15 protein-coding genes and 1 pseudogene are annotated in these 22,105 nt (G+C 34.6%); 7 read left to right on the top strand and 9 right to left on the bottom strand.

Annotation, left to right across the window (positions count from 1 at the left end; genetic code table 11):
- Positions 1-58: 58 nt before the first annotated feature.
- The 9 genes from A8B35_RS23060 to A8B35_RS23935 form a co-directional block, all read right to left on the bottom strand.
- Positions 59-1,330 carry a flavin reductase gene (locus A8B35_RS23060; RefSeq protein ID WP_083634548.1) on the bottom strand — a complete coding sequence of 424 codons (1,272 nt, stop codon included), beginning with the start codon at positions 1,328-1,330 and terminating at the stop codon, positions 59-61.
- 9 nt (positions 1,331-1,339) lie between these two features.
- Positions 1,340-2,485 carry an FMN-binding protein gene (locus tag A8B35_RS19255; protein ID WP_068475074.1) on the bottom strand — a complete coding sequence of 382 codons (1,146 nt, stop codon included), beginning with the start codon at positions 2,483-2,485 and terminating at the stop codon, positions 1,340-1,342.
- Between the two features lie 141 nt (positions 2,486-2,626).
- Entirely contained in the window at positions 2,627-6,766 is a 4,140-nt protein-coding gene (locus A8B35_RS19250) for a hybrid sensor histidine kinase/response regulator transcription factor (RefSeq protein ID WP_068475071.1), read from the bottom strand.
- A 166-nt stretch (positions 6,767-6,932) separates the two neighbouring features.
- Positions 6,933-8,567: a sulfatase gene (locus A8B35_RS19245; RefSeq protein ID WP_068475068.1), complete on the bottom strand. Its 1,635-nt coding sequence runs from the start codon at positions 8,565-8,567 to the stop codon at positions 6,933-6,935.
- A gap of 18 nt (positions 8,568-8,585) precedes the next feature.
- Positions 8,586-10,085, bottom strand: a complete 1,500-nt coding sequence (locus A8B35_RS19240) for a family 16 glycosylhydrolase (protein ID WP_068475065.1) — start codon at positions 10,083-10,085, stop codon at positions 8,586-8,588.
- 24 nt (positions 10,086-10,109) lie between these two features.
- Positions 10,110-11,582, bottom strand: coding sequence for a sulfatase family protein (locus tag A8B35_RS19235; RefSeq protein ID WP_068475062.1), 1,473 nt, complete (start codon positions 11,580-11,582; stop codon positions 10,110-10,112).
- Between the two features lie 538 nt (positions 11,583-12,120).
- The gene (locus A8B35_RS19225) at positions 12,121-13,188 is read right to left on the bottom strand and encodes a T9SS type A sorting domain-containing protein (RefSeq protein ID WP_075603777.1); all 1,068 of its coding nucleotides are present in this window, start codon (positions 13,186-13,188) and stop codon (positions 12,121-12,123) included.
- An 855-nt stretch (positions 13,189-14,043) separates the two neighbouring features.
- Positions 14,044-15,543: a reverse transcriptase domain-containing protein gene (locus A8B35_RS19220; RefSeq protein WP_068475053.1), complete on the bottom strand. Its 1,500-nt coding sequence runs from the start codon at positions 15,541-15,543 to the stop codon at positions 14,044-14,046.
- A gap of 488 nt (positions 15,544-16,031) precedes the next feature.
- Entirely contained in the window at positions 16,032-16,187 is a 156-nt protein-coding gene (locus tag A8B35_RS23935; RefSeq protein WP_083634559.1) for a T9SS type A sorting domain-containing protein, read from the bottom strand.
- Positions 16,188-17,188: 1,001 nt separating this feature from the next.
- On the opposite strand from A8B35_RS23935, the pseudogene A8B35_RS23790 reads away from it, so the two are divergent.
- The 7 genes and pseudogenes from A8B35_RS23790 to A8B35_RS19185 form a co-directional block, all read left to right on the top strand.
- Positions 17,189-17,401, top strand: a pseudogene (locus A8B35_RS23790) (helix-turn-helix domain-containing protein); the annotation flags it as partial.
- A gap of 57 nt (positions 17,402-17,458) precedes the next feature.
- Entirely contained in the window at positions 17,459-17,872 is a 414-nt protein-coding gene (locus A8B35_RS23785; protein WP_262506990.1) for a helix-turn-helix transcriptional regulator, read from the top strand.
- Between the two features lie 475 nt (positions 17,873-18,347).
- A complete protein-coding gene (locus A8B35_RS19205) occupies positions 18,348-18,836 on the top strand; it encodes a putative adhesin (RefSeq protein WP_068475047.1) in 489 nt (162 codons plus the stop codon).
- A 570-nt stretch (positions 18,837-19,406) separates the two neighbouring features.
- A complete protein-coding gene (locus tag A8B35_RS19200) occupies positions 19,407-20,030 on the top strand; it encodes a hypothetical protein (RefSeq protein WP_068475044.1) in 624 nt (207 codons plus the stop codon).
- Positions 20,030-20,659 carry a hypothetical protein gene (locus A8B35_RS19195; RefSeq protein WP_068475042.1) on the top strand — a complete coding sequence of 210 codons (630 nt, stop codon included), beginning with the start codon at positions 20,030-20,032 and terminating at the stop codon, positions 20,657-20,659. Before A8B35_RS19200 ends, A8B35_RS19195 begins: the two co-directional genes overlap by 1 nt.
- A gap of 12 nt (positions 20,660-20,671) precedes the next feature.
- A complete protein-coding gene (locus A8B35_RS19190; protein WP_068475040.1) occupies positions 20,672-21,436 on the top strand; it encodes a hypothetical protein in 765 nt (254 codons plus the stop codon).
- Between the two features lie 31 nt (positions 21,437-21,467).
- The gene (locus tag A8B35_RS19185; protein WP_068475037.1) at positions 21,468-22,088 is read left to right on the top strand and encodes a hypothetical protein; all 621 of its coding nucleotides are present in this window, start codon (positions 21,468-21,470) and stop codon (positions 22,086-22,088) included.
- The last annotated feature ends 17 nt before the right edge of the window (positions 22,089-22,105 follow it).

Raw genomic sequence — 22,105 nt, 5'->3', positions numbered from 1 at the left:
GAATTTCAATTTAAAATTTTATATTTAACATAATTTAAATGTCTAACTTTTAGATTGGTTATTTCATATTTTGCCAATAAACATTCTCTGGCTTCCATTTATCTTTTGGCTGATCCTCTCCTGTTGGATAACCAATTGGAATAACATTAAGCGGTACCATATGCTCAGGAAGTCCTAAGACTGTTTTTACAGTTTCAATACGTTCCTGCCGAGGAAAAACCCCAGTCCATACTGCACCTAAACCAATAGATTCAGCCGCTAATAGTATGTTTTGGGTTGCTGCAGAACAATCCTGAATCCAATAGTCATCCACCTTAATGGCCTTGTTTAAATCGCCACAAACCACAATAGCTGCCGAAGCTTGAGATAACATTTTAGCATAAGGTAAATCTTGTTCAAGCTCATTTAAAACAGCTTTATCGGTGATTGCAACAAATGCCCAAGGTTGTTTATTAACCGCAGTTGGTGCGGCCATTCCTGCCTTAAGTAATACTTCTAGTTGAGTGTTAGTTACTTTCTGATTGGTAAAGTGGCGCACGCTTTTTCGCTCATGAATGGTTGCAATAGTAGCATTTGTATATTGCTTTGGTTTAAAGCTTGGGTTCTCCCCTTCTACAAATAGTTTATACGCATCCCAAGGTTTGGCAACTGGTATTCCGTACGAATAATAATACTCATCTTCGTAAAAAACAGGCTGCAAGGCTTCAATATCAACAGCTCCATTTTCTTTAATAAGATGTGCATCTACCTTTGTATCTATAACCTTACCTATAAATTGAGTGTGCGAACCTAGGTTTATTACCTGAGTAACTTCACACTCTATGGCAATAGGAAACTCTTTAATATATGGTGCATTTACATACTCTCCCTTCATCGGCGTTAAGCCTAATTCTTTAAACTTATCAACATCGTGTCCCGAGATATTTCCTACGTAATCCATTTCCGCAACTAGAGCTGTTGATGGCACATTTACAGTAAATGATTTAGTTGCCATAATATTTTCATAACTCAAGCGCGATTCGCGAATAGACACTGCTATGCTCAATGGATTTGAATTGCAAATACCTGCCCAAGCTGCAGTCATAATATTCGGATTTCCATCAGCACCATACGAACCAATAACCAAAGCTGGCTTAGGCATAACGTGTCCTTTAACGCCCACCGATATTTTAGTTTGTTCACCTAAATTAGAAGCAATTGATTGATTAACCGGGCTTTCTTCTTGCTTGACTGATGGCTGTTCTTCATCGCTTTGTTTTGTTAATTGATAAACAAGCACAACTATTATAATTATGAATAATACGTTTAATATATTGGATTTATTCTTCATGATGTATTTCTATTTTTTTTGTTTAAAAGATGGGATCGAATCTAAGGCACATCCTGTTGGACAAAGCGCACACCAAGGACGGTTAAAAAATAAGGATACTATTATAATTAGCATACCTGCCCCAATCATAAGCCATCCGGAAACAGAATAGGCAAAGGCTAAAAATGGTTCCATTGATGATAAGGGCAAGCTTATTCCCATTAAAATGGAAGCCCATATAAAACATAAATAAATGAGACGCAGATCAATATTGAATACCTTCTTCACAAACTTTCGTTTCTTAAAAGGAGATAGTTTAGATACGATCATTTGTAATGCTCCCATTGGACATAGGTAGTTACAATAATATTTATGCTTCCCTATAAAAGTCATTATAATTGAGGCTACAAGAATAAGTATTAACTCAACATTGGTGTACCATGGTAAGCCGTTTTGTAGCCAAGTTTCAAAGATGCTTAGGGATAACATTTTGTTTGTAAAAAACCCAAATACCAGTAGAACTGCCAGTAAATAGTAGAAATAATAGTTCTTAAAACGCTTGGTAAAAACCATTATCAATGAGCACAGCATTAATATGAATACAAGCACCAATTGTGTTATTCTAAGCCAATTTAATTGATGACTTTGTTCAATGGATAAATAAGTTGATAAAGTAGCATTTACGCCTTTTATAATAGCTTCGCTACTATAGGTTGCCCCACTTATGGCATCCACTTTGCGTTGAATTAATGTAGTATCAACCTGCTTCCCATCCCATTTTGATAGTAAATTGCTATCATATACATGCGACATAAATTCTCCGGTCTCACTATTATCCAGAACCGCAATGGCTTTTACTTTGTGATCAAGATCAAGCCCAATTAAAATGGGCAATACATCGTTGTACCCAAGTTGGGAAGTTTCATAAATCACAGATGAAAGTATTGTACCTATCCGCTCTGATTTATCGGAGCGAACCTCAATACTTTTATCCGATTTTAATCGATAACTAGATGCATTTGGAAATACATTTTGAATATCTGTAATTTCGAGCTGCCGCTCTTTGCTAGGAGCAAACCATTCACGCGCTCCTCCTAAGCGCAAAGCAATAGCCAATAGTATCAATACAATTGTTATGCTTTGAAGTATCTTTTTAGATAAAGTTGTTTTACGCATTATATCACTTACTTATTTTGTCGGATTACAAAAGTAAGTTATCGAAAATGCATAATGAGTTATAAAACTGTTAAAATATAACCTTTCTTTAATTTACATTGATGATTAAGAATGTTCTATTATTAAACCAAGCAACACCAATTATATATTTGTATCATTGAGTTTTTGTATTTGATCGGCTGCATATTTACTTGGTGTAACCTGATAACGCTCTTTAAACACCTTATTAAAATGGGTTCGGCTTTTAAAGCCTGTCATTATAATTACATCACCAACAGAAGCTTTATTCTGAACTAGCATTTCAGCAGCTTTGGTTAATCTATATTCCTTTAAAAATTCAAATGGCGTACAGTTTGTGATGGCTTTAACTTTCTGATAAAAATTGGTTCTATTAAAATATAAAGCTCGGGCCAATTGGTCCACATCTAAATCTTGGTTATCCAAATTCTCGTTTATCACTTCATAAAGCTTTTCTAAGAAAATATGATCACTTTGACTTTGTTCTTGTTCGCGCTCTAACCTAAGTGGCATACTCATCTGAAAGCGCTCACGAAGCTGCTGTCTGCTTTGCAATAAGGACTCGATACTACTTACCAAATGCTGCATATTAAATGGTTTTTTGATATACGCATCAGCTCCTTCGTTAATCCCTTGTATTTGTTCATCAATTGAAGTACACGCGGTTAATAATACTACCGGAATATGACTTGTTTTAATATCCGTTTTTACCCTTCGGCACAATTCAAAGCCATTTACCTCGGGCATTAACACATCACTAACAATAAGGTCGGGCCATGCTTCTTGCATTTCATCAATGCACTCTTGTCCGTTGGCAAAGGTTTTAACATTAAAGAATTCCGACAGGGCTTTTGAAACAAACATGCGCATATCATTATTATCCTCCACTAAATAAACTATGGTTTTAGAATAATCGTGATTCAGCTTTAATTCTACTTTTTGCTCCATTTTAATCTCCGCTAATTCAAGTTTACCAGCTTCTAAAACTTCCTTTTCTTTTTTAAGGATTAATTCACTTGGTTGCTCCACTATAATTGGTAAATCAACCGTAAGAATGGTTCCCTCACCAAAAGTACTTTGCGCAACTATTTTACCTAAATGCAATTCGGCCAAACGTTTTGAAAATGCCAAGCCAATTCCTGAACCACCGGTATAGGCACTATGCGCCTTTTTAGATTGATAAAAACGCTCAAAAATAAATGGTAAATCTTCGCTATCAATTCCCTTTCCTGTATCCTCAACCCACAGTTGTAAAGAACGCGCATCTTGTTTATACCCTACGGTAATTGTGTCGTTCTCTTTGGTGTATTTAAAGGCATTATTCAGAAGGTTGTTATATATCTTTTCCAACTTATCCTTATCTGCCAAAACATATATTTCCTCATCGGGCTTATTTACCTGAAATAGCTTATTGGTACTTTGTGCCAAGTGCTCAAAATCGGCACACAAATCATCAATAAAATTATTAAATGAAAAAGTACTGTTATTCATTTTTAGCTGATTGGCATCGGAACGTTGAAAATCATGAACCTGATCAATGAGCTGCGTAATCTTTTTTGATTGGCGCTGCACAATGGCTAACTTCTCACTTATTTCACCATGTTTTTTATACTTCTCAACCAAGGTTTCTACTGGTCCGGCAATTAAGGTTAATGGTGTTTTAATTTCGTGAGAAATATTTGAAAAGAAGCGCAGTTTGGCGGCATTCACTTCTTTTACATTATCAATCTCGAGTTGCTCAATTTCTAGACTATGATTCAGGCCTTGAATACGCAAGCGAAATGCTATAATAATATACACAATAATGCTCAGCAAGGCTAAGTATAGTATAAATGCTGCTGGCGTTCGCCAGAAAGGCGGTTTCACATTAATTTTAAGCTCTTTTACTGGAGTCCAATTATTTATTGAGTTTGAAGCACGCACTTTAAAGGTGTAATTACCCGAACGCAAACCACTATATTGAACCACATTTTGATTGGATGGAACCTTGATCCACTCTGTATTAACGGGTAACATTTTATATTCGATAAAATGATTACGTGGATTAGAATAGTGAATGGATTTCAGCTCAATGGCAATGGAGTTTTCGAAATGCTCCAAGGTAACTTCTTCGGTGTTGTTGATATTTTGAGCTAATATTACCCTATTGTTTACGGTATCTAAGGGAAGAACTTCTTTATTATAAATGCGTAAACTCCCAAACTCAAGATTGGGTAATTTCTCAGTATCTCTAATGTGTTTGGGCTTGAAATAACAAATTCCTTCGTAGCCATAAAAAACAATGGTCCCGTTCTTTAGCTGAGCTGATCCGTACTTATAGGTTTCAAAGGGCACTCCATCATCCTTACTGAAAATTCGAAATCGTCTGTCGGCAGAAACAAATTTATTGATACCGTGATTGGTACTCAACCACAGGTTACTCTCAGAATCGAAAGACAAACCGGTAACCACGTGATTGGATAAGCCATCCTTCTCTGAATAAGTAATAAACTCAGCATCGGTATTGGCATTAATAAGCTGACAAACACCACCATGGTTGGTACTTAACCACAACTCCTTATTAGGCAGGCGTGTGATACCTGAGATAAAATTACTTGAAATAGATTTTGGATTGGTATCATCTTTTAAATACTGCGTAACATCAAATTGGTCAACACGCGTATTGTTATAAATTCGAACTCTGTACAAGCCACGAGTTTCTGAGGCTATCCATAACAAAGAGTGGTATGGATCGGCATAAACACTGCGAATATCAACCAATGATTTATCCTTAAAAAATGGATTTTCACTTAAGTCTTGCATTTTAATTAGGGTAGCATTGTCGCTCATTGTTAACCTGAAAACCCCTAGCTTACCGCCAATCCAAAGGTTCCCTTCATTATCTTCAGAATAAGAACGAACAATATAATCTAAGAACTTATAGGTACCATTTGACAGTACTTTCTCAAGCCGTTTTTTTCCGTTTTTTACTATGAATAAACCCTGAAACCCAACCTGAAGCCATATATTTTTATCTCTATCAACATAAACAGACTTCACTTTTTCTTTGTCTCTGCGCCCAAACTCAATTGGTATTGGTTCAAACGCTTTGGTTTTTGTGTTGAATAAAGATATTCCTTTATTGAGCGTGCATATAAACACTCTATTACTATCGAGTTCTGCAACACTCATTATATTATCAGACCCCATATCGTAGGGCAAATTTTGCTTGATACTATAATGGTTAAAATGCACCTCTTGCTCCTTAAACTGATACAATCCATTATTAAATATAGTACCTAGCCAAAACCCACTACGAACAGTGGATGCCATGCAGTTGATATTTAAATTACCACCGCTATTATTAAAACTTTTAATGGTATAATTACCTCCTGATAAGAACTGATTGGCACTACTTATTTTTTGTACTCCGTTATTTCTAGTAGCTACCCAAAGACTTCCCTTTGTACCTAAAATAGCATTGGTAACTCTATAATCAGTTAACTTATTAAGCCCTTTTGAGTAAGTTATAGAATCTGCACTTTGATGGTAATCAAAAACCAAAATCCCCTCATCGGTGTCGGTTAATATTGAATTTCCTACTACAGTAACGTAGCCACTATATTTACGAGGTGTTTCTTTAACAATGCTAAAATGGGTATTCTTTAAGTTGAAGTTTAAAATTCCGAAAGAAGTAGAAAGAATATAGTTCGATTTGGGTAATACCTTAATATCGTAAATACTAATCTTGGTTGTATTACGCGGAATTATAGCATTGGGGTAGAACTTATTTAGCAACTCAAAATTGTGACTGAACTGTAATAAACCCGATTGTTCTGATGCACAAATAATGGTATTACTTTCCTTATCCTCGGTAATGCTAAATACTCTTGGTCCGGTTGCGCCTCTTAATATTTTTGAGTGAGAATATACCTCAATAAAGCGTTGGGTTTTATAATCATAAATAGATATTCCTCCTTCAGTACTTATCCATATATTTCCGTTTGAATCTTCGAATAATGCATATATTCTGTTACTGATAAATAAATGTTTATCGCGCGTGTTTTTATAAGCAACAAATTCGTAGCCATCGTAACGATTTAAGCCATCAAAAGTACCTACCCAAACATAACCATGTGAATCTTCAAGAATACATGAGATACCGGTATGCGACAATCCATCATCAATGGTAAAGTGATTTGAATATCTAAGCGATTGATTTTGTGAAAGTATCTGACCGGATATCAGAATAGCTATAATTAAAAAGTAATTTCTGATTGGCATAATTTTAATAGCTAATAATTAAAAAAACATACGAAAGTTTAAATCTACTAAATAAGACCTAAACGCTTGTTATAAGAACTCATGAATTTCATTAAACCCTCTACGGGTTAAACGCAGAAAGGGGTACTCAATAAAGCACCCCTTTTAACCTTATTTTATTGCCCTATTAATTAGGCAAATTACCTTTCCAACCTTTTTTAAACTGCGCATATAATGCTTTCACTTTTTCAGGATTATCATCAGCAACATTTACGGTTTCATATGGGTCATTAGTATGATCATACAACTCATAGAATATAGGTTCGGCGCTTGGTATGGTGTAATCTTTCCAAACCACAAAACGATATTGCTCGGTGCGCATACCGTAACCCATCAATCGGTTTTCAAATAGGTCTCTATCCCATTTGTCGCCCATTTGTTCTTTTATTTTCTCTTCAACCTCTTCAATGAGAGGGCCAAAATATGTTTCGCGCATTCCCTTTGACAGGGGATTTGCTGCCCACTCTCTTAGGGCAGGATTAGGAAACTGACTAAAAACTGCCTTCTTCCATTCTTGATTAGGATTATCAATTAATGCAGAAAAGCTATGCCCTTCAAGGTGAGAAGGAGCTTCGAGACCAGCCAAATCAGCTAAGGTTGGATACATATCTACCAACTCAACTAATGCTTTACTATGCGAACCTCTTAAGTCTGCTTTCATATCGGGAGTCCAAATCATTAGTGGCACACGCGTTGATATTTCGTAATTGGTTGCTTTACCCCAAATGCCCATATCACCAAGATGCCACCCATGATCGCCCCAAACAATTATTATGGTATTGTCTCTTACACCGGCCTCGTCTAATGCATCAACCATTTTGCCCAATTGCGCATCAACATAGCTCACGCAAGCTAAGTAACCGTGTAATAAATATCTTGCCAAATCATCATCAAAATCACCCTGCTTTGGAACACCCGCTCTGGCACGCATCTCAAAGGATGGATGTAAACCCATTGCTGCTCCATTTACGGGTGCATCCTTAAACTTTGCCAACGGAATTTCGTCTTCGTTATACAAATCCCAATATTTTTTAGGCGCAATAAAATTCAGGTGCGGCTTTTTAAATCCTAAACCCAAAAAGAAGGGCTTATCCGGGTTTGTACTTACCATCTCTTTTAAAGTTGCTATGGCACATTCTGTGTTATAGCCATCTTCGTAAGTATAATCAGGCACATCAGCCGATTCGCAAACAGGACCTTGAGCCAATCCGTTTCTCAATGCATTTTTACCATATTTGGCTTCCATCTTAGCACGATCTTCTTCCCAGAACTCTTGATTTTCTTTGAGTGCAAATCCTCCTTTGGTTTGTATGCGATCTAGCTTAGGGTGCACCGCCTTACGCGACCAGGATAAGTCAGGGTCGTTATACTTACCATGATAAATTTTTCCAGCGTAAGTGGTTTCATAACCATTTTGTTTAAAGAACTGCGGAAGGGTTATGATATCTGGATTTTTATCGCGGAAATATGTATAGTTTTCAACTACGCCAATGGTTTCGGGGCGAGCACCCGTCATTAAACTTGCTCTTGATGGACTACAAATGGCCTGCTGACAATAGGCATTGTCAAATATTAAACCATCGTTTCCGATAGCATCAAGATTAGGACTTTGCACCTCATTAACGCCATAGCATCCGAGTTCAGGACGTAAATCATCAAATGCAATAAAAAGAATGTTTGGTTTCTTCTTTGGTTCTTCTTTGGTAGCACAACTCACAAAAGTAACTAATGCTATTGCCAAAATAATTAGTCTGTTATTCATATTTTTTAGATTAATCTTTTAATTCCCCTTGGTAAATTTAATCACCTTATTAACATTTGAAGTCGCCACCTTTAACAAGTAAACCCCATCATTTAATGAGCCAATAGATAAAGTTTGACTCACCTCTCCGACCGTAGTTTTTGTTAACACATGTCCTCCAAAAATATTATAAAGCGATAATTCTGTTTCTTGATTAGGCAATCCTTTTACTGTTATCCTATTGGAAGCCGGATTGGGAAATACAGATAGTTCAGATAAAACATCCTCTTTAATACCCACATATTCTTCAACCAACTTAATTCCCTTAAGGGGCTTGTCTAAAACAATATCAGTTCCTTCGTTTATCGATGATGTAAACTTAGGTATGATCTCATAATAATTACCTTCGGGCAAATCCTCAGTAAGATCGTAAGAACTAATATCAAAACTAAAAGTAACATTGCCACCCTGTTGGCCAATAACCGATGGGTTCTCTATTTTATCTTCACTTATAATATCTCCTTGGGCATTCTTCTCAAGCAATATGGCCTCTATACCATTATAGCTATCGGCAATTACTTCATGTCCACTTCCGGCATCAAAATAACACTGAAATACCAATGGTAAATTAATAGGAAATTCATCATTTTCGTATTTTTCGTAATCCACTATTATTTGAGGTTGCGCTTCCCAAACCCTAACATAATCGCAATACATTTCTGTTGGAAAACCCGGTTCTGGTGTTTCCTCAGGATAAGGCATTATGGTTCTTACGCCATCAATATACTTCTCGTAAGGCGTTCGCAAGCCCATTGAAACCGTTATACGCATTGGTAAATGCCAATAATGATTTTTCTTAGCGCCGCGTTGCACGCCATCAACATACCAAAAGATAGAATCTACCCTATTCATTACTCCATAAGTGTGGTATTCATCGCTAGGGTGCCAAGGTGCATCCCAACTATTGTGACACAATTCGGTATTACCCTGACCGGGGCGTTTCCAAACAAAGGCACCATCCTCGTATATGCGAGTATGCAAATTCATTTCAAGAGTCTGCTCTTTATTTGGAATCTGAAATATTTCAATCACATCAATCTCTGAATATTGAACGTAGCCCTCTTCCTCAACTTCAGGGATGCTACGACTATACAACCAAAAAGCCGGACAGGTACCTTGCCCCTTTGATGAGCCTTTCATTCGCGCCTCAAAATATCCATAGGTAATGGTTTCATCAATTTGCGCAATGCCCGAAGTAAAGTAAACATCTTTACCAATATCGCTTCTCTTTTCTTTTTGACGCATGCGTATGGCCAAAGATCCATTATTCACATACGTATTTTCACTTTCCCAAGCCCAAGTACCCCAATCTCTCACATCGGTAGTCCACTTTTGATCCAAAGTAGCGCCATCAAACTCATCTGAAAAATGCGATAAAAACTCCCATTTCATATCAGGATGCGAAAGTGGTAATTCCTGAGCGAATAAGCTACCTGAAAAACATAGTGTACATAATAATCCTACCAAATATCTTCCCATTATCTTTGCTTTAAAAATTAAATTCTAATTAAAATTAAATGTCTCATCCCAATGCGGCATCTTTTCTTCGTACCATGCAATACCAGTTGCTTCATCGTGCCACCACTGCGGTTGCTGATGTGTTTGGCTCCATCTTTGCGCTTCTAATACCATCTGCTTTAAAACTTCAGGATGTTCGTTACTTAGATTCTTAGTTTCCCCTAAATCTTCGCTCACATTATATAAAGCCCAAGGTTGATTATAAACTTTTAACGCCTTCCAGTTATCGCGTCTAAGGCCCACATCACTCCAATGCTCTCTGTGCCTTAAGGCATAAATATATTCGCCTTTGCGCGCATCTTTACCTGCAAGCACATCATCCCAAACATCTTTACCATCTAACTTTTTGTTTTCGGGAATATCGGCCCCAGCTAAACGGGCAAAGGTTGGATAAAAATCGAGTGCTGAGATATTGAAATCGTATTTCTGACCGCCCTTAATTTGGTTTGGCCAATACCAAAACATAGGCACTCTATAGCCTCCCTCGCAGGTGCTTCCTTTTCCTTCTCTTAGCGGGAAATTAGTGGCTCCTTTACTTGTTTTACCGCCATTATCGCTAAAAAAAACAATTAAAGTATTATCTAACTGATTGGTTTCTTTTAAGGCATTCACTATTTTTTGAACGCCTCTATCAACAGCATAAACCATTGCTGCGTATGTTTTACGAGATTTATCTTCTATGTTCGGGAACATGGCTAAATCTTCATCTTTCGCCTCTAAGGGCGTATGCGGTGCATTGTATGCCAAATACAAAAAGAATGGATCTTCTTTTTTAGATGCATCGTTTACAAAACGAACGGCTTCGCGCGAAAGCGCATCGGTAATATATTCTGTTTCTTTTACTTCTTCACCATTGTGTTCGAGCGGATGTAAATACTCGAAAATGACTTCTTTACCAGCGGCCTTTTGTTTCTGATAAGCTTTTTGATATTGCTCAGGAAAGTAGTTATGTCCTCCTCCTAGAAAACCATAAAAATCATCGTATCCGCGTACGTTAGGATGATATTGAGCCACTGAGCCTAAATGCCATTTACCAATTGCTCCGGTATAATACCCAGCATCTTGAAGCACCTTACTTATGAAAGTTTCGGAGGTAGGAATGCCTTTACCAATGGTTTCGCTATTGGGTGGTAAATTAAATTGTGCTCCTAATTTGTGCGGGTAACGCCCTGTCATTAAACCAGCTCTACTTGGGCCGCAAAAAGGATGCACCACATAGGCTGATGAAAATACGGTTCCTTCATTCGCAAGTGCATCTAAGGCAGGAGTTGTAATATCTTTTGAGCCATTAAAACCCACATCAGAATAGCCTAAATCGTCGCATAACACAACAAGAATATTGGGCTTGGGTGCTTGCTCTGTTGTGTTTTTATCATTTGATTTGGTATTGCTGCACGACATTAATGCTAATGTGAAGGCAGAAAATAAACTGATCTGGAAAATGGATGAAAGTCTCATAATATTACAATAATAATTTAACGATGCTTTAGATTATAGTTCGTTAGTTTGATGGCTGATGTAAGTAGTTGATTTAATAACTAAATACTTACACTTTTTAGAACAGCAAAATATTTCAAAACCGACGAACTATTTTTATAAAAAGAGACTATCTATTATAAGGAATAGCTAGCCTCTTTAGCTTACAAACTATATTTACTTTTAAATTCTATGTTGTCTGAATAATAATACGTATTGGGTTGTCAACCCAAACCCGACTTCATTTCTTGCCTTGAAGCAAGAAACAGAAGCAAAGAAGTTCAAGTCTGCTTTCCAAACACCTTTCTTATTTAAATTAAGCTTAAGTGCGGCCAGGTGATTTTCGAGCGAAGCTCTCAACTTCCTGGTCTTACTATAGCTTAATTTAAAACAAAAGCTTTTTGTAAAGAGGCCACTTATCATACCGCTTAACATCACAAAACCCAATAGAATTTGTATTACTAATAACATGCAATCAATTTCTAGGAACATTTAGAACTCAACTACTTTTAAACCTGGATTACTTTACTAATAATTTTGTGGTTTGTGCTTTACCATCTGTTGTAACTTTAAGCACATACATTCCTTTTGCTAAATCAACTACTGAGATATTTTGTTTACTTGATGTAGTAGTTAAAGACTTAACAACAGAACCTGCTACATTGCATATTTCAACCAAACTGCCCTCTGCTGCCTCAACAAAAACATGGCTTGATGCAGGATTTGGATATACTTTGAATGCTGATGTTTCTGGTCTGCCTATTGAAGTTGGGGTAGTTGAGAATGTAGTCTGAATCTGTATTTTTGTATCATTTAAAATAGCATCATTACCACCATTTCCATCGTTAACAAAAAGTACAAAACTTATATTACCTACACCATCAACACAATTAACTCCACTATTATTTTGCGTAACAACATTATAAGTTCCTGAATATGGGCTTGTTTCTCCTGTTAATACAACTTTATTGGTTTGAACCCACTTGGCACTTGCTTCACCTTCTAGCCAATTAGTTTGCAGTATACCTAGTTTATACTCGTTCCCATCATCTGGATAAGAAAATTCAACAGTATAACTAAGTGGTGTACCAAACTGCACATAGGGTTGCCCAACATAAGATCCTGAGGTGATAGTTGGACCATCTGGAGTTGGTGCAGCCTCAGTAAAGGTAACAGGCTTTTGTCCTCCTGTTCCAATATTATCATTATTTACATCTTTAAAAACTACTTTAAAAAAACTAGCTCCTACCTCGGCATTCCCATCTGCTTTAACATCAAAATCAAAGGCTGTTTGCTGACTGTTTCCTTGAGGTATAGTAGGCTCACTATTCTGAGAGTACGTTTTTACCCATGTGGCAGTTCCTGCCAATTGCATAAATATAATTTTACCTTCCACATCAGAACTTGTGGTCAACTCAACTTTTATTGTAGACCCTAACTGAACATCACCATCATCTGCTATTTCAGCACCTTTTGAGCCATCGCTGTTTTTGTAGAATAATTTAATTTCGTCGCATGTTTGTGCATTGGCAATACCACCAACTAAACACATTAATAATAAGCTAATTTTAAGTAACTGTTTTTTCATAATATGATTTTTTTGATTTAACATTACTGTAAAACTATACACACTTCGGCCTATGCATATACACATAAGTCCAAACCGTATTAACATTTATACATACAAATACAAACAAACACAAACCCCTGAATAACTACACCTTACAATTATAAATATTTTTATTTTCCACTAAGATATTAGGATATTCTATCATCAAAATGAACGAAATAATTACATCTTCTCATACTTTTACCGCTTGCTTTGCACCTACTTTGTGCTAGGTATAATACGGGGTATTTGCTTTATTATGAATGGGATTGCGTGAACGATGAAAAGTCGGTTAGTATTTTATAGTTTTAAGAGTAATATCACTTAGCAAATGCCTCTTTTTGAGAAAGAGTGACTTTGCAAAAAACAAGCCCATACGATAACTCATTAATAATCAACCAACTCCTAAATACGCAAGAGACTTTTAAATTTTGAGGCTTATCCCATATAGATTTTAGCAACCGGCGAAGCAAACAGCCTTCGCCCATATGGGATATTGCCTACCGACAAGAATTTTAGCATTATCGTATATACGCAAAGCACTTCCGGAAAGAATTTAGGCAATAATCTATATACGCAAAGCGCTTCCGGCGGGTTTTTGGCCAATAATCTATTTAGATTATGCCTTCCGGCAACAATTTGGGCTTTCGCCCATTTGGGATAGGGTAAAATTCAATGATCAGTTAGCGATAAAGTAGTATGACATGTGGATAATACTATGAACCGAATTCAGTTTAGACTATAATTTATTGTTTGGCGAGTTTATTTTAGGAGTTAAACTAAGAAGTTTGTACCAACAGCCAATATCCTTTAGTTTTATTAAGGTATCATGCTTTATTCGTCATAATAAATACTTGATTTAGGATGCATAACTTTTTCAATACCTTCATTTGTAACTCCCATTTTTAATGCTTTATAAATTCTCATAAAGGAAGGTAATTCGATGAGACCTTTTTTACCATATATTGGTGTAGTTCTACACTTTTCTATCAAGTCATTCTTATCGCAGTCAAAAGGAAATTGATTAACGTTAAAATTCGAGTTGTGAGTAATCAGTATCTTCTTACGCTTATTCAAAGTATTCAGTACAGTGCTTAAAAACCATTTGTCTAATTCAACCATCTGTTTTTCATCCGTAATGAGAGGGTAAAAACTCATTATTCCTTTAAAGGAAAGTCTCTTATATGTTCCATTAAGATACTTTTTTAAAGTTATTTCAGTCATATTTCCATACAAATATCTTCTTACTTGCATTAAAGCTGTAATAAAATCTTTATCTAATCCATTAGCTGGTATATTCATTGCTTTGAATGGACGTGCCTGTATTGGTTGAATTAAATTCCTGTATAATAGATAAGAGACCTGCTTTTTAATCTTATGTACAGCATCTTCTTTAATTCCAACATTTTCGCACGAAATCCTATAACCAAGAAATTCAACAAAGCTCTTAGAATTATGCAATTCAGATCTTAAACCAGACTGTTGCAATAAACTTATCCCATCAGACTTATTATAGTTCACTTTAATACCCGTTTGTTTCGAGAAGTCCACTATTATATCAAATGCTGCTGATATTTTTGAATAATGACGAGACCAAATAATAGTATCATCTGCATACCTAGCAAATCGAATTCCTGCGTCTTCGAATTTTCTATCTAAATTCCAACATGCTACATTTGCTAGAAATAAGGAGATTGAAGTACCTAACGGAATTCCTTTGTCAAATGGTTTTAAAAAAGATTGAATAACATGCATCTCCAGATCACTTACCAAAAAGGAATTTTGCTCTAATTGTTTAAATAAATATTCATGATTAATTGAACCAAAAAAATCACTAAAATCAAACTCCGCAACATATATGCGAGGAGTACTTGTCAATTCGTGCGCTATATCTTGTATCCCAAAATGGATATTTCTATCGTTACGATATGCATATGATAAAGAACTAAAACGGTGTTTATTTTTACTTAATAAATTATAATAAAATCTATCAGACACTGCAGAGTCTGGAATTTGATAAATATTTATTGTTCTTTTACCACCCCCCTTTTTAGGAATCTCTTTTACAAATGGTTTGTTAGGTTCATATGTTTTATTGAGCAACTTTAAAGCAATTGATTTTGCAATTTTATCTTTATGCTTTAACACATAAAAAGGGTTAAATTTCTTATCAACAGACCATTCCTCAGGTACTTTTATTTCTTTTGGAGGAGCATCCTTAACTCTTCTACAGTTTCTAAGATAATTGAGATGTAAATAATTGTGATAAGTTTGGTGAGCGATTGCCTTTTCCTCAGCTTCTTTTTTTATCTCATGTAAGATTGTTTTTTTCATATCTCAAACTTAAAAACAAAAATCTCCACCTCTTTTAGAGAGGAGGAGATTCACACGGAAACTACAAATAAAAATAAGTTTTCATTTATCAAGTTTATTTGAAAAACTAACCTGAACCTGTTCCTAACATTTCAATCAGGAGTTGTAACTTCCGTTTGTCCCCTTAGGACATATCTTCATTATTTAGTTAAATATTTTTTAAAGAAATGTAAAATTATAACTTAGAATCACAATAACTAATATATTGGGATTAATTATACAAATTCTATAAGATTCTTACGAATATGGCCCTAACATCTTTATCTAAGCATATATTTCACATACGCCATTACGTCAAATATAAAAACATTTCTTACACCTCTATAAATGTTAACCAAGATTACAATGAAGTATTGCCATAAATTACTCACTAAGAGGAGAAAATTGCGGGCATAAAAAAGGCCAACTAATTAAATTAGCTGGCCCATGATATTGTATTAAATAGTATGCTATTTTACCAATAACTTACTTGTAAATGACGAATCATCCCCCTTAACCTTAATTATATACATTCCTCTATCTAAATCAGAAATTGAAATATATTGTAGCTCCGAGCTTGAAATTTGAGTTTTTATTACCGCTCCTGTTACGCTACATATTTCAATTAAAGCACCGCTTTCTGTAAGCTAATACAATTCCGTATCCTTTGATTCAATTACATTTTACAACTCTCCAAGCTCCTTATCATAAGGAGCCCTTTCCGTTAATAGAGCATATTGCAAACTTGATATCAATCGATCATCCAAGAATGTTGCAAGACAAAACAATTACCTGATTCATCCTACCCGAATTAATTAGTTACAAACTGAAGTATCAGTAGCGCATCAACATTTTTATATCCTACACAAAGCATGGCTTAATCCTTTCATATACAGACCAATTTATCAAATATATAATTTGTTAAGCATTTCAATTTTATTTACATTCGATAGTTAAACAAAAAATACATTTAATTAAATATTAAATAATGATTGAACCTAATAACACCAACTTTAAGCTTATCTATAATAATTCACATTATTATACAAGAAAAAATTCTAACACAACATTTAAGCCGCTAAAATTATCTTAAGTACTTTAAATACTAGAACACAGGTTAATTTAATACTGAATTGGCAATTACGGTTAAATAAAGTCCATTATAATTCTACTCGCTAATAAAAATTGATGATTAGCAGAATTATTTGGTACTACAAGCCTAAAATTAATGTAGAGTTCATGCGTTCAATAGATATAGCATCATTTTCAGGCTTTGTCTAAACTTCACACCTTTCAAGTCTCTTCAACAATCCTATAAATACACAGCTGGTAATTAAATATGAGTTGATGAGTCAAATTGCCAAAAAGTTGCTCGTTTTATACAATTTAATTAAGACATCTCACAATAACTTAGATTTATAATAATTCAATAATTGTAAAACTAGAATCTACCAAGATTAAGACTCTTTAAGGATTCCTGCTACTCTAAAAGAAAAATACATTTAATTAAACAAAAAATAATGAAAGAAGCCAACACCCACTGTTCCAAATTAATGGATAAAATCCATCTTATTATACAGGAAAAAAAACGGACTCAACATTCGGAGTACAACAATTATCCGAATTATTAAAAATTAGCAAAACACGACTTAATAGAGACCTAAAAAATCAAACCGGTAATTCTGCTGGGAAACTAATTTTGAAGTATAGGATGGAATATGCACAACAAATATTAAGAATAAACACATTATCGATAGAGGAAATAGCTCTTAAATCTGGCTTCAGTAGTTTAACTGTGTTTAGCCGGAAGTTCAAAGTAGAGCTTGGTATTAGTCCGTTTGCATATCGCAAAAAAGCATTAAGAAGTAATCCTAAATTACTGAATTGGGAATTCCCCTTGAATGAAGTTCATTTTAAGCAATTAATTCAACTTGCTAATAAAAATTTATGGCTAACCAAACTGCTAACTATCGTAGTTGAGAAACTAGGCAGTGAATCTCTTTACGCAGAATACTTGGCTCAAAATATTTTTATGAGCTCTTCAAAGCTAAATAGAAAGTTAGTGACATCACTTGGTATTACAACCATGACGTTAGTCCGAAATTTACGATTACAATATGCAGCCGAATTAATTGCGATACAGAACAAATCAATTTCAGATGCAGCATTTCTCTCTGGATTTTTTGACGCTTCACATCTTTCAAGGCACTTTACCAAAGCCTTTGACTGCACAGCCGGTGAGTTCAATGATGAAATCTATTGCTATGTATCAGAATTAAAACATGAGTTGCTGAGTCAAATTGCTAAATAATTGTCCGTTTTATACAATTTGAATAAAAAACATTACGATAACTTAGATTTATAATAATTCAGTAATTGTACAATTAGAATAAATGAAAATCAGAAACTTACACTGCAGGTTTGGAGCTGATAAAAAATGAAATTTAAACAGGAAATGATCCAACAAATGTACCAGGCATACAATATGCCAAGTTTTATAAGCATACACTATGGTTGTAGCAAATCCTATTTGAGATTCATTAACAAAACTTACTTATAGGTGTGCTAAATGGTAAAAATAGACGTATAAAAAACCTTAAATCAAGCGCAAATAAAAGTAATAACTGAAATAAACCATTACAGTCTCAAAAAAGACCTATCCGTATATTGCATTGATTTTCTGATACTTAATGGAATATTTACTCTATTTAGTTTTAATAGATAAAGTGTAAATAACGACTACTAGAAGCACTAGTAGCGAAATAAATAAATAAATAAATAAAATTATGAGTGTACTTGTTAATAACAATGATTTAGTCCTTTTAGGACATGGTAGTTATCCAGGCGGACAGTTTAATATGCTGCTTCCAAAAAATATTGATCTTTATATTTTGTCACCTGTTGGATATGCTTTAACAACCTCGGTAGCAGAAACCTTAATTGATCAAATTGAAATTAAGACGCTAACATTGCATCATGATAATGGTAGTGGAAATACAATTATAGAGCCTCCCTTTGTGATTTATACAGGTGGGTCATATTCACCTGATTTTACACTATATAACTTAGGAGATCTTAGTAGCTGGGGTGAGGTTGTTATAGGAGAAAAAGAGAATGTTGTTACGGTTGATAATCCTACTTTGCTATCTGATTTAATAAAAACAGATAGCAAAATCCAAGATGCATTAAGAAAATTAGGGGATGGAGAAAAACTTAAATTATACTGGTCTGCTTGTGTTAATCAGGTATCAGGTAACTATGCTGACCTGAATTAATAGTTTTGTGAGATCGTTTTTTATTTTCTTTAATTAATGGTAGCAACAGTAGTTTAAACTACCAAAAACTAATTGATGATATTAGTAATGTACAAATTGTTTTGTTATTTGAAAAGTATAAGATTTTCACGCTCTCTCATACTTACTTTTTACTGCTCAATTAACATGCCTTAGTAATAGTTAAACATTCGCTTCATATGCAGAATGACTAAACGCTTATAATGAGTCAAATTGCTAAAAAGTTGCATGGTAAGTACAAAGATACCACGTGACAGTGCAGTAACTTTAACATACTGAAATTCAATAACTGTACAAATAGAATTTATGAAACCCATGAGCTGGTACTGCAGATCAGAACATGCGCTTACTATGAATAGTTTAAATACGCTAAGTTACCCAACAGTGTGCATAAGATATTTATCTTAAACAGAAAGACAAGCACAGTTTTATTGCTTAAGTATGCGTATTAAACTATCCATAATTTAAACCCAGAGCGATCGTTAAACAACGGAAGCGAGTATTAATAATAAAATACAACCATGGAAAAAGAAAAAATGAAAGGAGCTTGTTATGCACCATAGCGACGTAAAGATAACCTATGTCAATAATTCCTTAAATGAGGATAGGCCTAGCATATTTGTTTTCACCCAAAATGAGTTGCCATCTTTTGATGCTATACGCGATGGTGTAGCATGGAAAGTAATTAAGAATATTGGAAGAGGTTCGCGTAGTACTTTTTTATTTCCCTCAAAAACTAGCATCCTAGCAACGTGGGAAGCAGGAGCGAATGAAACCAATCAATTGACATGTGAAATTGGCAAGCGGTATACAGTAAAGAAAAATGCTACTGGAATTTTATTGATGGAAGATGGAAATGCGATTAGCCCCAAGGATATTGAATTAATGAATAATATCCAAGTAAAGAAAGGTATAAGCGCACAACTCCTTAAAGGTGGCAATGTGATTGTGAAAAAAAACATTGTAGCTTATGAGCAAAAAGCTTCCTTTCAATTAGCACCTAAAATTTATTGGGGTATTGCCTCTGAAATTAAGGTTTCCCAATCTATTTCTTCTGCTGTGTTAGATAGTGTTCAATTTTTTGAACAGGATTTAGCAAATGTTAGTGCTGCAACAGTTTCTTTAAATGGGAATGCAGAAATTGGTTATCACTTTAAAATAGATCATCAAGAATAATGGATAATTTAAAAAGAGGAACCAAGATTTGCTACATTAATAACTCGGTGAATAAATCCTTGCCCCAAGTGTTTGTTTTTGCTCAAAATGAAACGCCTAATTTTGATTGTTTGGAAGAAGGTGTTGCGTGGAGTGTAATTAAAAATATAGGCAGGGGATCCCGTTCTACCTTTTATTACAATGATCAATTTAGTGTGCAAGCTTATTGGGATAACTTTTCTAATAAAACAGCACAAATTACTGCTAAAATAGGAAGTAAATATCAGGTTATGCAAGATACAACTGGTATTGTATTAAAGCCTGATGGTGAAGCTTCGGATGAAAAGACCATTGAAATAGAAAATACTATAGAAGTTATTGATGGAATATCAGCTCAATTTTGCAATAGTGGTAAAATACTATTAGCAAAGAATCAGGTAGGATATGGACAATCTGCAATATTTAAGCCTACCAATAAAATTTATTTTGGATTAGCATCTGACATAACTAGAGGTAGTAGTTTAAAATCGGCTGTGCTTAGTAGTACTAAATTTTTCGAATTAGATCTTACAGGATTTACTTATGTAGAGATTTCTTTAAATGGGAATGCGCAAAAAGGCTATCAGTTTCAAATAGAAAGAGGAAGCTAAAACATATGTAAAATGAAAGATTATGCATTTAAAATATCTGGTATTCTGAATGTTAATAAAATCTTACCGAACAATGGTAATTGGAACTACCGTTTTTTAGATAACGGAAACATCTTAATTCATGGAAGTCCTTCTGATACTGATATTTTTTCACACGAAGAATATAATAGAAAAATAATAGAAAACGGAGGCAAATTAGAATGTAACAATGGTATCACAAACATAAAACAAATAAAAATGAGTGAAACAGCAAATACACCAACCGAAGAGTTGATTGATATTGAAAAAGGAATTGAAAGTTATTTAGAAGAGGGTAGTGAACAACAAGTTGAAAATACTTATGTATCAATTGTTCTAACATCAAATAATAAAATCCCTACACCCTCTAGTGGTTTCCAAAAAGATTTGATGAGCTTTCTGGGAAGTAAAATGAACGATGAAATTCGGACAAGAATAAAATCAAAGTTAGAACAAATAAAAAGTAATTTAAAGTCAGGAAATATTACAGGGGCAACAATTACTCTACCTACCTGCAATCCTGAAATAGGAGATACAAAAATTACTATTAAAGATGAAGACTACGTTTCTGGAAGCTTAAAAATATCGATAGAAACAACTATTGCTGATGTTAAATGCCTGTCTTCAAAGAGTTATCCAGTTTCTGGTAATAAATTTTCTTCACAGGATATAATACATGCACTAACAGAATTTTCTGCAGGAAGAACATTTCTTAAAGGGTTAACAACTTCAGTTGAAACTTTTAAGCCTAAAGAATAATTATTTTTAATAAACACTAATAAATAAAAACATGTCAACAGAAATTAAAATTACCTACACTAATAAGTCTATGAATAAAGACTTACCAACGGTTTTTGTATTTACAAAAAACGAGATTCCTACCTTCGATGCATTAAAAGAAGGCGTGGCGTGGCGAATTATTCCTGATATAGGACGAGGCTCTTCTAGTAGTTTTGTATTCCCAATAAGTACCGAAGTCGGTGCTACTTGGCAAGAAGGAGTAAATAAAACCCAAATTTTGCTTTCGGATATTGGAAAACGATATACAGTGAGCAAAAACGATACTGGTATTGTACTTGCTCAAAATGGAAATGCTTCTGACACTAAATCGATAGAAGTAAATAATGATGCTAATATACCTGATGGTGTGAGTGCCTCATTATACAAAGACAACAAATTAATGATGACAAAAAAAATTGTTGGTTATGGTCAAAAAGCCACGTTTGTTCTTAAACCCAAATTGTATTGGGGTATTGCATCGGAGATTCAAGAGGGTGAATTAATCAACTCAGCAGTGTTAAATACCGATCATTTTTTTGAGCAAGATTTAGAAGGCGTAAGCGAAGTTAACATATCCTTAAATGGAAATGCAGAAGATGGTTATTCCTTTAAAATTGATAGTCAAAAATAAACTCTAAATTAATATTA

Source organism: Saccharicrinis aurantiacus, from assembly GCF_001660705.2.
GTDB classification, from domain to species: domain Bacteria; phylum Bacteroidota; class Bacteroidia; order Bacteroidales; family Marinilabiliaceae; genus Saccharicrinis; species Saccharicrinis aurantiacus.
The sequence above is the reverse complement of the archived record's forward strand: the minus strand, read 5'-3'. Positions and strand labels throughout refer to the sequence as shown.